The organism is Streptomyces coryli (assembly GCF_011044975.1).
Lineage (GTDB): Bacteria > Actinomycetota > Actinomycetes > Streptomycetales > Streptomycetaceae > Streptomyces > Streptomyces coryli.
Genome location: NZ_JAAKZV010000236.1, coordinates 1 through 12,555, shown reverse-complemented (window position 1 = coordinate 12,555; position 12,555 = coordinate 1). Strand labels below are relative to the sequence as shown.

9 protein-coding genes are annotated in these 12,555 nt (G+C 72.2%); 7 read left to right on the top strand and 2 right to left on the bottom strand.

Annotation, left to right across the window (positions count from 1 at the left end; all coding sequences use genetic code 11):
• Window positions 1-40: 40 nt before the first annotated feature.
• Entirely contained in the window at window positions 41-1,270 is a 1,230-nt protein-coding gene (locus G5C51_RS33780) for a PucR-like N-terminal domain-containing protein (RefSeq protein ID WP_165243184.1), read from the bottom strand.
• A 9-nt stretch (window positions 1,271-1,279) separates the two neighbouring features.
• Complete coding sequence (locus tag G5C51_RS33775; RefSeq protein WP_165243182.1) at window positions 1,280-1,423, bottom strand: hypothetical protein; 144 nt, start codon at window positions 1,421-1,423, stop codon at window positions 1,280-1,282.
• A 126-nt stretch (window positions 1,424-1,549) separates the two neighbouring features.
• Between G5C51_RS33775 and pgfA the strand changes: the two genes are divergently transcribed.
• The 7 genes from pgfA to G5C51_RS33740 form a co-directional block, all read left to right on the top strand.
• The gene (gene pgfA / locus G5C51_RS33770) at window positions 1,550-2,566 is read left to right on the top strand and encodes a cell envelope lipid trafficking protein PgfA (protein ID WP_165243180.1); all 1,017 of its coding nucleotides are present in this window, start codon (window positions 1,550-1,552) and stop codon (window positions 2,564-2,566) included.
• 85 nt (window positions 2,567-2,651) lie between these two features.
• On the top strand, window positions 2,652-3,857 hold the full coding sequence (locus tag G5C51_RS33765; RefSeq protein WP_165243178.1) for a glycosyltransferase family 4 protein: 1,206 nt from the start codon (window positions 2,652-2,654) through the stop codon (window positions 3,855-3,857).
• A 5-nt stretch (window positions 3,858-3,862) separates the two neighbouring features.
• Complete coding sequence (locus G5C51_RS33760) at window positions 3,863-4,648, top strand: class I SAM-dependent methyltransferase (protein ID WP_165243188.1); 786 nt, start codon at window positions 3,863-3,865, stop codon at window positions 4,646-4,648.
• Window positions 4,645-9,423 (top strand): alpha-(1->3)-arabinofuranosyltransferase domain-containing protein, encoded by a 4,779-nt coding sequence (locus tag G5C51_RS33755; protein ID WP_165243176.1) that lies wholly within the window; start codon window positions 4,645-4,647, stop codon window positions 9,421-9,423. Before G5C51_RS33760 ends, G5C51_RS33755 begins: the two co-directional genes overlap by 4 nt.
• Before the next feature lie 31 nt (window positions 9,424-9,454).
• On the top strand, window positions 9,455-10,786 hold the full coding sequence (locus tag G5C51_RS33750) for a condensation protein (RefSeq protein WP_165243174.1): 1,332 nt from the start codon (window positions 9,455-9,457) through the stop codon (window positions 10,784-10,786).
• Between the two features lie 8 nt (window positions 10,787-10,794).
• Window positions 10,795-11,628, top strand: a complete 834-nt coding sequence (locus G5C51_RS33745) for a class I SAM-dependent methyltransferase (protein WP_165243186.1) — start codon at window positions 10,795-10,797, stop codon at window positions 11,626-11,628.
• 4 nt (window positions 11,629-11,632) lie between these two features.
• On the top strand, window positions 11,633-12,555 hold a 923-nt coding region (locus G5C51_RS33740; protein ID WP_165243172.1), incomplete at its 3' end, for a DMT family transporter.

Sequence of the window (12,555 nt, the reverse complement as noted above, 5' to 3'; positions counted from 1 at the left end):
GTGTAAGAGACAGCCCATCATCCAACCGCATCAACTCCCCCTACCTCCCCGCGAGTTCACCCCTCAACCGCCGCGCCCGCAGCACCAGCTCCAGTTCGAAGCGGCTCTCCGGGTCGTCGATGACCTCGCCCCACAGTTCGCGGATCTGGCGCAGGCGGTAGCGGACGGTTTGCGGGTGTACACCCAGGCGGGCGGCTATGTCGGGGGCGCTGCCGCCTCGAGACTCCAGCCACGCGAGGAGGGTTTGGGAGAGGCGGCGGGCGTGGACCGGGCCGCAGCCGGCCAAGGGGGCCAGGCGGCGGGCGGCCAGGTCGTCGAGGAGTTCCGGGTGTGGGAGGAGCAGGAGGGCCTCGGTGTGTTCGGTGCAGTGCAGGACCTCGCCGTCGGGGAGGAGGCCGCGGGCCATCAGGGCGACCGCCGTGGTCGCCCAGCGGAGAGACGTCGAGGCCGCGGCCAGTGGGACCGGGGGGCCGAGGGCGCCCGACCAGCCGACCAGGGCGCGGCGGAGGGCTTCGGTGCGGCCGGGGGCGCCGGGGTCGGGGACGACCAGGCGGGGCTGTTCGCTGTCCATGTCCAGGAGTACGTCCGATGCCACCGCGGGCGGCACCACGGCCTGGCCCGGGCGGCGCAGCACCGCCACCGCGACCTGCCGGGGCAGTGCCCAGCCGACCCGCGAGGAGCGGTCGCCGAGCGCCTTGATGTCCAGGGGGTGGTGGTCGGAGAGGAGCAGGTCCATCAGGCGGCGTTGCAGCCGCAATCGTTCTTCCGCCTGCTGCGCCGCCGCCTCCGCGTAGCCGCGGACCGTCTCGTCGACCAGGCCGTCGAGATACGCGTAGCCCGCCTCCGCCAGCGCGTACATCGCCGGCGGCGGGATGCCCACCTTCTGGCCCTGCTCGGCATGCCGCCGCCAGGCCAGCCGCACGCCCTGCCGGTACATCGCCTGCAGCGAGTCGAGACTGCGGCCCGCGAGCCCGGCCGCACGCCCGAAGTCCTTGAATTCCGGGGGCGGTTCGCGCTCCGCCACCGACGGCGCCTGGTGACTACTTGTCACCTGGTCGACAAATTGCTCGACGGCCCGGTGGATCGCATTCCGGGCGCGTTTGAGCCCGGCCTCACCGAGCGCGGCCGGCAGCGCCGGATGCGTACGGCAGACCTCGCCGAGGATCGACTCGGCGAGCGCGGGGGCCTCGTCCCGGGCTAGCTGGGCGAACTGACGGATGCGGGACGGAGGGACATCCCGCCAGGCGGCAAGTGGTGCGGCGCCTGCCACCTGGCCGCCTTAGTCGTTGTTGAAGTGCACGAGCGGCACGTTCGGCTGCTCGGGGGTCGCGTTCCGCGCGGCGACGATGCCCAGGCCCGCTCCTACGGCGAGCGCTGCGGCCACCACGCTTGTCACGACTGCGGCAACCAGTCTGTTCTGCATGGGTGCAGAGTGTGAAAGCACCATTGACACCCTGTCAAGCACACGCCTACGTTACCGACCCGTAAAGCCTGGAACGCGCACCACAGTGATAATCCGTCCGCCGGAGCCACTCCTTGGAGGGCAAGCATGCGCCGTTCGACCTCACCTTGGGCTCTGGCACTCCTCGGCCTCGGTGTATTTCTGCTTGTCCTCGCGCCTGTGCTGGCCTTCTACGTCCAGCCGCGGGTCAAGCTCGTCCCGATCGACATCGACCAGGCGACGCACTACACCGGCAAGGGCAAGTACTTCGACCAGGACACCCAGAAGGTCCGGGACAACCAGACGCTGACCATCACCCGCCGGGTGCTGGCCGACGTGCACGACAGCGAGAAGAGCGGGCGGGCGGTCCTGGACGCCTCCACGACCGTCGACAACCCGAAGACGCTGCCGCTCAAGGACCCGCGCAAGGCGTACCAGTGGACCGTCGAGCGCTGGGTCATCGACCGCGAGACCAACCTGCCGGTCCACTGCTGCGGCGAGGAGACCGGCGGCAGCGCGGACACGATCCAGGGCGAGGCGGGGCTGAAGTTCCCCTTCGACGTCGAGAAGCGGACCTACCAGTGGTGGGACAACACCCTCCAGGACACGGTCCCGCTGAAGTACTCGGGGAAGAAGAAGATCCAGGGCTACACCGGCCTGCGCTTCACCGGCAAGGTCACCGAGGCGGTCAAGACCGGCACCCGCCAGGTCCCCGGCGCGATCGTCGGCATGCCGGACCGCAGCCAGGTCTTCGCCGACGAGTTCTACTCGAATTCCGGTATCGAGCTGGTCGCCGACGAGCGCACCGGCCGCATCATCTACGCCAAGATCTCGCCGCGGAAGACCCTGCGCCAGCCCGGTGGCAACTCCGACAAGGTGGTGCTGCTGGAGAGCAAGACCGGCATCGACTTCACCGAGGAGACCCAGCGCGCCCAGGTCGACCAGGCGAAGACCGAGAGCGCCCAGCTGAAGGCGGTCGGCACCACGGTGCCGCTCGTCGGCGGCCCCCTCGGGCTGCTCCTCACCGCCTTCGGCCTCGCCCTCGTGCTGCGCGGCCGGCAGGGCCCTGACGAGGAGGAACTCACGCCGGACGGGGTCCCTCCGCAGCCCGTTGCAGCATCATGAGCGACCACCGAGCACCGCAGTACAACCTGTACACCGCACCAGGAGTCCTGTAAGCGCCGCACCCTGAGAACGAGTTGGAGCACCAATGCCCCAGCACGTACCACCCTCCGCGCCCGCCCCGGCGGCGTCGAGGACCCACCCTCACCCCACCGCTGATGCGGTACGGCCGGCAGAGCATGCCGCGCCGCGCCGCATCGCCTTCCTCGCCCGCCGCGACCTGGGCAACCCGGCCGCCGGCGGCTCCGAGCTGCTCGTCGACCGGCTGGCCGCGGGGCTGACCGGACTCGGCCACCAGGTGACCCTGCTGTGCGGGGGTCCGGCCGCGTACCGCGACTACCGCGTCGTCTCGGCGGGCGGCGACGCGGGGCACTTCCTGCGTGCTCGGCGCGCGTTCGCCCGTCAGGTAGGCGAAACGGATCTGCTGGTCGAGGTCTGCAACGGCATGCCGTACCTCGCCCCGCTCTGGCACCCCGGCCCGTCGGTGTGCCTGGTCAATCACGTGCACACCGACCTGTGGCACATGCGCTACCCGAAGCCGGTGGCCCGCCTCGGCCGCCGCCTCGAGCACTGGGCGCTCTCCGGCGCGCACCGCGGCAATCTCCTGGTCGCCGTCTCCGAGTCCACCGCCGACGCGCTGCGCGCGATAGGCGTCGACAAGGACCGGATACGGGTCGTGCACAACGGCGTCGAGGAGCCGGGCCCGCTGCATCCGAAGGCCGAGGAGCCGCTGTTCCTCGCCATGGGCCGGCTCGTCGAGTACAAGCGCATCGACCTGCTGCTGCGGCTGTGGGAGCGGGTCCGCCCGGTCACCGGCGGCCGGCTGGTCATCGTCGGCGACGGCCCGGAGCGCGGGCGGCTCGAGGCGATGGCGGGGCCCGGCGTCGAGTTCGCCGGGCACGTATCGGAGGAAGCCAAGCACCGGCTGCTCTGCCAGGCCTGGCTGCTGCTGCATCCGTCCCTCGTCGAGGGCTGGGGCCTGGTGGTCACCGAGGCCGCGACCCGTGCCACCCCGGCGATCGGCTTCGACATCCCCGGGCTGCGCGACTCCATCGCGGACGGCGCCACCGGGATGCTCGCCTCCGGCGAGAGCGCCTTCGCCGCGCACTGGTGTGCGCTGGCCCTGAGCGAGTCCCGCCGGGAGGCGCTGGGCCTGGCGGCCCGCACCCGGGCAGCGCGGTTCAGATGGGACGAGACCGTGCGCTCCTTCCGTACCGTCGCCGCCGAAGCGATGGCGGCCGCCGCCGTCAATGGCCAGAGCACCGAGCAGTCCACCCGACAGAGAGGCCGGTGACGCGCATGCGAGGCGCCGGGAAAGCGGAGCGCGCAGCGGCCCTGCGGGTGTCCGACGGGCCCACCTACCGCGACCCCTCTCTACGGCGATCCATCGCACTGTTCCGCTCCTTCCTCAAGGAGCAGTCCGACCCCGAGCTCTTCTACGGAACGCTCGCCCGCGACGCCGTCGACCAGGTCGAGCGGCTCGCCGACGTCAAGGGCTCCCTCATCGTCGACATCGGCGGCGGCAGCGGGCACTTCACCGAGGAGTTCCGCCGCCGCGGCGGCGACGCGTATCTCTTCGAGCCCGACACGGCCGAGCTGCACGCCGAGGGAGCCCCGCCGTCAGGCGCGGTCGTCGCCGACGGCTATCTGCTGCCGCTGGCCGACGGCAGCGCGGACATCTGCTTCTCGTCCAACGTCCTCGAGCACGTCGACGATCCGACGACCTTCCTCTCCGAGATGGTCAGGGTCACCAAGCCCGGCGGCCTGATCTACGTCTCGTACACCAACTGGCTCTCCCCGTGGGGCGGTCACGAGACCTCCCCCTGGCACTACTTCGGCGCCCACCGCGCCCGCGAGCGCTACGCGCGCAAGCACGGCCGCGAGGCCAAGCACACCCTCGGCGAGAACCTCTTCGCCGTGCATATCGGCCCGGTGCTCAGGCACGTGCGCGCCCGCGACGACGTCGAGGTGCTCTCCGCCCGCTCCCGTTACTGGCCGTTCCTCGCCGAAGCGATCGTCCGCGTACCCGGCATACGCGAATTCGCCACCTGGAACCTCCTCCTCATTCTCCGGCGGTGCCCATGACCTCCACCCTTCCCCTCAACCCGGTGCAGCCGGGACAGCCGCACTCCTCACCGCCAGGTGCGGGTCCCGAGGAACAGCCCCCCGAGGGCGAGCGGCGCAGCCGTAAGTGGCTGCTCGGCTTCTGGCTGATCGCGCTGGTCGCCTTCCTGGTCCCGTCCGCCGGGAAGATGACCTTCGAGACCAAGCTCGGGGTGGCCGCGGACCCGTGGAAGTTCATCGGCGATCTCAATTCGCTGTGGCACGACCGCGCGGGCTTCGGCGGGATAGCCGACCAGTACGCCGGCTACCTCTTCCCGAGCCTGCCGTACTACGGCCTCACCGACCTGCTCCAGATCCCGGTCTGGCTGGCGGAGCGGCTGTGGCTGTCGCTCATCGTCACCGCCGCCTTCTGGGGCGCGCTGCGGCTGGCCGAGCGGCTGGGCATCGGCTCCCCCGGCACCCGGGTCTTCGGCGCGATCGTCTACGCGCTGTGGCCGACCTTCACCATCATCGTCGGCTCCACCTCGGCCGGGGCGCTGCCGGGCGCCGTGCTGCCGTGGGTGCTGCTGCCGCTCGCCGACTACGCCCTCAAGCCCCGCCACGCGGCGGTCCGTTCTGCGCTGGTGATCCCCTTCATGGGCGGGGTCAACGCCGCGTCGACGCTGGCCGCACTCTTCCCCGTGCTGCTGTACGTGCTGACGCGCACGGGCCGCCGGCGTGGCGCGCTGCTCGCCTGGTGGATACCGTCGCTGATCCTCGCCACGCTGTGGTGGACGGTGCCGCTGATCCTCCTCGGCGCGTACGGCGAGAACTTCCTGCCGTACATCGAGCAGTCCGACACCGTCACCGCCACCATGTCCGCGACCGAGTCGCTGCGCGGCGCCGGTAACTGGGTGGCGTACCTGAACTTCGGCGAGGCCTGGCTGCCCGCCGGCTGGACGATGGCGACGGCCTGGCTCGCCGTCATCGGCTCCGCCTTCGCCGCCGCGATCGGCCTCGCGGGCCTGGCCCGCCGGGATCTGCCGGAGCGCCGCTGGCTGGTGCTGACCGTCATGCTGTCCGTGCTGATCATGCTCGCCGGTTACGCGGGCGCGCTCGGCGCCCCGTTCGCCGAGACCATCCAGGTCTGGCTCGACGGCTGGCTGTCGCCCTTCCGCAACATCTACAAGTTCCAGCCCGGCGTGGCCCTCGCCCTGGCCTTCGGCCTCGCGCACCTCACCGCCGCGGCGGCCGGCCGCTACGCCACCGCCGCCCGCCCCGCCCCCGGCCGCCGGCTGTGGCCGGTCGTGGCCGGCGTCCTGGTGCTCCCGGGCCTGCTCCTCCCGTATGTGAACGGCGACATCCTCCAGCCGGGCGGCTTCAAGGAGCTGCCCAAGTACTGGCAGGACACGGCGAAGTGGATGGAGGAGTACTCCCCCGACAGCCGCGCCATGGTCGTCCCGGCCACCGCCCACGGCACGTACACCTGGGGCAAGCCCATCGACCAGCCGCTCGACGTGCTCGCCGACTCCCGCTGGGCACAGCGCGACTACGTGCCCTTCGGCACTCCCGGCTCGCAGCGCGTCACGGACGCCGTCGACCGCGCCCTGATGACCGGCGGCGAGGTCCCGGGCCTGGACGACTTCCTGGCCCGCGCGGGACTGCACTATGTGGTCGTACGCAATGACCTCGACCCGGACCAGACCGGCTACGTGCCGCCGTCCACCGTCAAGCGCACGCTGGAGCAGTCCGGCTACCGCATGGTGAAGGGATACGGCCCCAAGATGACCGGCGGCCGCATCGCCGACGGCACGCCGATCCAGATCCAGGGCATCTACTCGCAGCAGCGCGCGGTGGAGATCTACGCCCCGCCGAAGGGCAGCGAGAGCCCCGGCCCGGTCGGCTCGATGAACGCCGACGACACCGCGGTGATCAGCGGCGGCCCCGAGTCGCTGCTGCAGCTGTCCGGCTCCGGCGACTGGCGCAACCGCCCCGCCGTCCTGACCGGCGACAACGCCCCCGGCGCCAACGCCCCGCTGAGCGTCCAGGCCGACGGCCTGCGCCGCGCCGACACCCGCTTCGGCGCGGTGAACAACAACACCTCGTACACGTACACCGAGAACCAGAAGAACGACCCTGAGTCGCTGCAGGACGCGGGCGAGAACCCGAACCAGATCCTGCCGAAGAAGGGCACCGCCCACCAGACGACGGCGACGCTGCGCGGCGCCGCGAAGGTGTCGGCGTCCTCGACCGGCAACTGGCTGTTCCACCTGCCCCAGTTCGACCCGGTGAACGCCTTCGACGGCAACCCGGCGACCGGCTGGGCGGGCGGCAACCCGGACGAGTCCTCGGACGAGTGGCTGCGCGTCGACTTCGACGAGGAGCAGACGCTGCCGTCCTCCCTGGAGGTCACCCCGCTGCCCGGCGACGGCGTACGGGCCCGGCCCACCCGGGTCCGCGTCGAGACCGACCGCGGGCGGGTGGAGTCCACCCTCAAGCCCAATGACCAGCAGCAGGTGGTCAAGGCCCCTGAGGGCGCGGCGAAGTGGCTGAAGGTCACCATCACCGACGCCCAGGAACCGGCCGCGGGCTTCACCGGCGCCGGCTTCTCCGAGATCACCATCCCGGACGTCCAGGTGACGCGGATGCTCCAGCTCCCCGCGGACTCCGAGGCCAACCGCGAGTCGGCCAACGAGATCGTCTCCCTGCACCGCGGCAGCGACCCGGGCGGCCTGAACCCGGCCGCCTCCGAGGTGGGCCTGCACCGCCAGTTCACCACCGGCACCGAAGGCGACTACGCCATCACCGGCAAGGCGTTCCCGGTCCAGGGCCAGGCGCTGGACGAGCTCCGCGACAAGGTCGACCCGGACGCCCCGGAGGAGAAGATCACCGCCACCGCGGAGTCGACGAGCACGATGAGCCCGGCGCTGACTCCGCGCAACCTGGTCGACGGCGATCTGACCACGGCCTGGATAGCGGGCAAGAACCCGACGCTGCACCTGCGTTGGCCCGAGGCCAAGGCGGTCTCGTCCATGGTCCTGGCGGCCGCCGGCGGCATCTCCGCCCGGCCGACCGAGGTCGAGATCACCACGCCGGGCGGCGCGGTGACCACCGGAGTCGACGAGAACGGCTGGGTGCGCTTCGAGTCGGTGACCACCAACCAGATCGACATCAAGGTCACCAAGTCCGAGTCGCTGAAGGTCCACAACCCCTTCGCCGACCGCAACATGCAGCTGCCGGTAGGCATCACCGAGGTCTACATCCCCGGCATGGACGACATGCGCTCCAAGGTCGCGGACCCGGAGGAGCCCTTCGAGCTGGAGTGCGGCGAGGGCCCGACGGTCTCGGTGGACGGCGAGTTCAAGTCCACCAGCGCCAAGGGCACCCTCGGCGACCTGGTGGACCACAGGCCGATCGACATCACGGTGTGCGGCGGCGACGGCGATACGGCGGGACCGCTCACGCTCGACGCCGGTGACCACCGGGTGGAGTCCGGCGACGAGGGCCCGCTGGCCGTAACGGACCTGACCATGACCCGCGGCGAGGTGGGCAAGCCCTCCGAGCTGCAGCGCAAGGTCGAGGCCACCGACTGGGCCGGCGACCAGCGCCGCGTGACGGTCGGCGACGGCGACAACTCGTACCTCACGACGTACGAGAACTACAACGACGGCTGGAAGGCCACGCTCGACGGCAAGGAGCTCCGTCCGGTCCGCCTCGACGGCTGGCAGCAGGGCTTCCTGGTGCCGCAGGGTTCGGGCGGCCAGGTGAAGATGTCGTACGAGCCGGCCACCTGGTATCAGATCGGCCTCTGGGTCGCGGTCGCGGCGATCCTCGGCCTGATCGGGCTGGCCTTCGTCGGGCGCCGCAACGCCCGCGAGGAGTTCGAGGTCGAGCGGGAGCCGCAGCCGGTCATCGGCTGGGTGCTGGGCACGGTGGTGCTGACGCTGGTCTTCGCGGTCATCGCGGGCCCGTACGCGCTGGTGGTCCCGGCGCTCGCGCTGCTGGCCCGGGCCCGGCCCGGGCTGCTGCCGCCGATCGCCCTGGTGGCGATGGCGGGCGCGGGTATTGCGGCCGCGGTCGGCGCGGGCGAGGCTGTCCGCATGGACGAGGGGGCGTACAGCGGCCTCGCACAGGCACTGGCCCTGCTGGCGCTTGCTGCGGCCCTGGTGTCGGTGGGCGGCTGGGACTCCGGTCGCGAGGCCCGGCACGAGTACGGGGAGCCGGGGCCCGGTGGGCCGGCGTATGCCGGTGCGGGTGCCGGTGCGGCCGGTTACGCCGCCGGTGGTTACGCGGCCGGCGCACAGCCCGGGGGCGGTGGCGCCTCCGGCGGGTACGCGGCGGGGCCGCCGCCGGCCGGCGAGTACGCGCCCGGCCAGTACGCGGGCTTCCCTCCGCAGTCACCGACGCAGCCGGACGTGCCGGCGCAGGATCCGGACCATCCGACGACCGCGCTGCACCAGTCAGGGGCGGCGCCGGACCCGGACGACCCGCCCACGACGGTCTTCGGCCGCCACCGCGGTGACAGCGACGAACCCCCGGAGCTGCTCCGCAACTTGGGCCTCGACGACGAGAACGCCCCGGAAGCTCAGGAGGGGGCACCGAAGGACGAGCCGGCCGACGGCTTCGTCCCGACCCCGCCCATCCCCCTGAGCGGCCGCGGCGACGACGACACGTCGACCCCACCACTCGGCACGGCGGAACCCCGCGACACCCCGCCGGCCGACAACGGCAAGGACTCGGCCACCCCGCCGCTGGGCACCCAGGGCCCCTCGGACACCCCGCCGAAGGACCAGCCGCCCGAGGACGGTGCCCGATGACCACCAGGCCGACAACCGGAGACGGAGTCCGATGACCGCAGTTCGACCCCAGCCGGCACCCTCGCGGGAGCTCGTTCCGTTCCCCACGCTGGACGAGATCTCGTTGCACTGCCTGGAGCCCAGCGAGCCGGAGACGGTGCACATCGAGGTGCACCTCCCCGGCCGGCTGGACCACGAACAGCTGCGTACGGCCTTTCGTGAGGCGATGGCGCGGCACCCGCGCATCCTCATGCGCCAGACCCCCAGCCGGTGGTGGCACCGCCGCTTCGTCTGGGAGCTGACCGCGGAACCGGACATCGAGCCGGTGACGTTCACGCCCGCGGGCCGCGGCGCTCTCGAGGCGGCCCGCGAGCGCACGATGACGGACTGCCCGCCGCTCGACGCCTCACCGCCGGTCCGGATGGAGGCGGTGGAGACGGAGGGCGGCGGTACGGTCCTCATGATCACGATCAACCACACCGCGATGGACGGGCCTTCCTTCCTCCGCGTGCTGTCCACGGCGGCGGAGATATACAGCGGCCACGAGCACGAGGAGCCCCCCGCACCCGCGGCCAAGGCCACCCCCGAGCCCTCCACTCCGCCCCCGGTGGCCGCGCCCTCGGCGCCCTTCCGCCCGGTCCGTATCGCGGGCGAATCCAGGTCCCCCGCCGACGGCAACGGCATGCTGCTCCTCGACCTTCCGGCGCCCCGCCGCACCCCGGACGGCGCCACGGTCAACGATCAACTCCTGGTCGCCACCTGCCTGATGGCCGCCCGCTGGAACACCGAGCACGGCCACGCGCCGGGCCCGGTGCAGATCACCATGCCGGTCGACAACCGCCCCCGGCTCTCCGCCGAGATGCCGATCGGCAACGGCACCCGCCTCACCGAGGTCGGCTTCGGCCCTGAGGAGCGCGAGGACCGCGAGCTGCTCACCGCGAACCCGCCGGACAAGGAGGCGGTGGCCCGCCTGCTCCGGCGCACGATGACCCGCACCCACGCGCTCAAGACCGATGTGAACGACCACCCGATGGGCCTGTCGGGCACGATCCTCACCACCCCCATCGCCCCGGTCGCCGTCCGCGGCGTGCTGGCCAGGACGCTGAGCTGGGCCGCGTCCCCGTGGAAGTCCACGACGCTGCTCAGCAACATCGGCCGCATCCCGTACCCGCTCGAATTCGCCGGCGCGGGCAAGGCCACGGCCGTATGGTTCTCGGCCCCGTCCCGGATGCCCCGCGGCCTGGCGGTCACCGCCGCCTCGACGGCGGGCCGGCTGCACCTGACGCTGCGCTACTCGAAGGCCCGCTTCGACGCGACCGCGGCGCACCGCCTGGCAGCACTCCTCCAGGAGAACCTGGCCGCCTGCGCGGGGACCAGCCGGTGACGGGCACGATGGCCGCCGCAGGCGACCCGCCCGCCGAGGACACTCCACCCGAATCCGTCCCCGAGCCTAAGCCCCAACTCCGCCCCACCCTCCGCGACTTCTACGAGAACCCCGAGGTCCCGGTCGCCTCCGGCGACCCCCGCAGCCGGCGGCAGGCCGGGATCCTCGCCCGCGCGCTTGGCCCGGCGACGCCCGGCGCCCGCCCCGCCGTCATCGCCGACGTCGGCTGCGGTGACGGCACCGCCGCCGCCGTCGCCGCCCGGGTCCTGGACGCACAGCGGCCCGGCGCCCAGCGCATCGTCGCCGTCGACTGGTCCCACGACGCGCTCCGCCGGGCCGCCGAGGCGGCGAAGAACGCACCGAAAGGCACCCCCGTCACGGTCGTACGCGGCGAGCTCACGGCCCTCCCCCTGGCCACCGGCTCCGCCGACGCCGTGCTCTTCAGCGAGGTGATCGAGCACCTCGTCGACCCGGACGCCGCGCTCGACGAGCTCCGCCGGGTCCTGAAGCCCGGCGGCCATCTCATGCTCTCCACCCCGAACCTGGCTGCCTGGTACAACCGCGCCCTGCTGCTCACCGGCACCCAGCCGGTCTTCTCGGAGGTCAGCCTCCGCGGCATCCACGGCCGCCCGGGCAAGCAGGTCGTCGGCCACCTGCGGCTGTACACGGCCCGCGCGCTGCGCGGCTTCCTGGAAGCCGCCGGCTTCGAACACATCAGCCTCAGCGGCGCCCCGTACCACGACGTCCCCAAGCCCCTCCGCCCGATCGACCGGATGGCTTGCCGCGCGCCAAGCCTGGCGTCCATACTCCTGGCGCACGCCCGCCGTCGGCGCGAGGATTGACGGCATGTGGTGGGGGGTCATCGCGGCACTGCTCGCGAACGCGTTCATCAGCACGGGCTTCGTCCTCGAGAAGCAAGCCCTGACCAAGCTCCCGGCGCTGACGGTACGCCGCCCGGGCGCGATGATCGGCACGCTCATCCGCAGTCCGCTGTGGGCGGTCGGCTGCGCCTGCCTGGCGCTGGGCTTCGCCGCGCAGATGATCACGTACGGCACGCTGCCGCTGGCCGCCGCCCAGGGCATCCTGGTCTCCGGCCTGGTGCTCCTGCTGCTGCTCTCCTCGCGCATCCTCGGCGAGCGTCTCACCAGCCGCGAGTGGATCGGGATCACCGCGATCCTGCTCTCCCTCGGCATGATCGTGGCGTCCCTCGACCAGGAGGCGGACCACGTCAGCAAGTCCGCACCCACCGTCGACTTCCTGCAGATCGCCCTCCCGTCCCTGGCCGCGGGCGTCTGGCTGTACGTGGTCGCCGAGCAGCGCCGCCGCCGGCGCCACCGCGCGCCGACGACCGGCATCTCGTACGGGATCGCGGTCGGCTTCCTCTACGGGGTCAGCTCGCTGACCATCAAGGGCCTGTCGGGCCTGACCGACACGGGCGACCTGGGCGGCACCGTCACCCGGGCGCTGCAGTCCCCGTATCCGTACGTGCTGTGCTTCACCGGCGCCGCGGGCCTGGTTCTCTCCCAGGCCGCCCTGCAGCGCTGCCGGGCCTCGCTCATCGTCCCGGTCTGCACCACCACCAACAGCCTGCACGCGATCATCGCCGGCACCATCGTCTTCAACGAGCCGCTGCCCGACGACCCGCTGCGGATGGCCCTGCGCCTGGGCGGCATCGTGCTCGCGGTCTCCGTCCTCCTCGCCCTGCCCCGCCACGACCCCACCCCGGAAGAACCGCAAAAGACCGCCCAGGACGTGGAGGAGTCCCCCGC

What these genes read in the sequence shown, in the direction of transcription:
- G5C51_RS33750 (WP_165243174.1), top strand. Translation starts at nt 9,455, where the DNA reads ATGACCGCAGTTCGACCCCAGCCGGCACCCTCGCGGGAGCTCGTTCCG.
- G5C51_RS33775 (WP_165243182.1), bottom strand. Translation starts at nt 1,423, where the DNA reads ATGCAGAACAGACTGGTTGCCGCAGTCGTGACAAGCGTGGTGGCCGCA.
- G5C51_RS33765 (WP_165243178.1), top strand. Translation starts at nt 2,652, where the DNA reads ATGCCCCAGCACGTACCACCCTCCGCGCCCGCCCCGGCGGCGTCGAGG.
- G5C51_RS33755 (WP_165243176.1), top strand. Translation starts at nt 4,645, where the DNA reads ATGACCTCCACCCTTCCCCTCAACCCGGTGCAGCCGGGACAGCCGCAC.
- G5C51_RS33760 (WP_165243188.1), top strand. Translation starts at nt 3,863, where the DNA reads ATGCGAGGCGCCGGGAAAGCGGAGCGCGCAGCGGCCCTGCGGGTGTCC.
- G5C51_RS33745 (WP_165243186.1), top strand. Translation starts at nt 10,795, where the DNA reads ATGGCCGCCGCAGGCGACCCGCCCGCCGAGGACACTCCACCCGAATCC.
- pgfA (WP_165243180.1), top strand. Translation starts at nt 1,550, where the DNA reads ATGCGCCGTTCGACCTCACCTTGGGCTCTGGCACTCCTCGGCCTCGGT.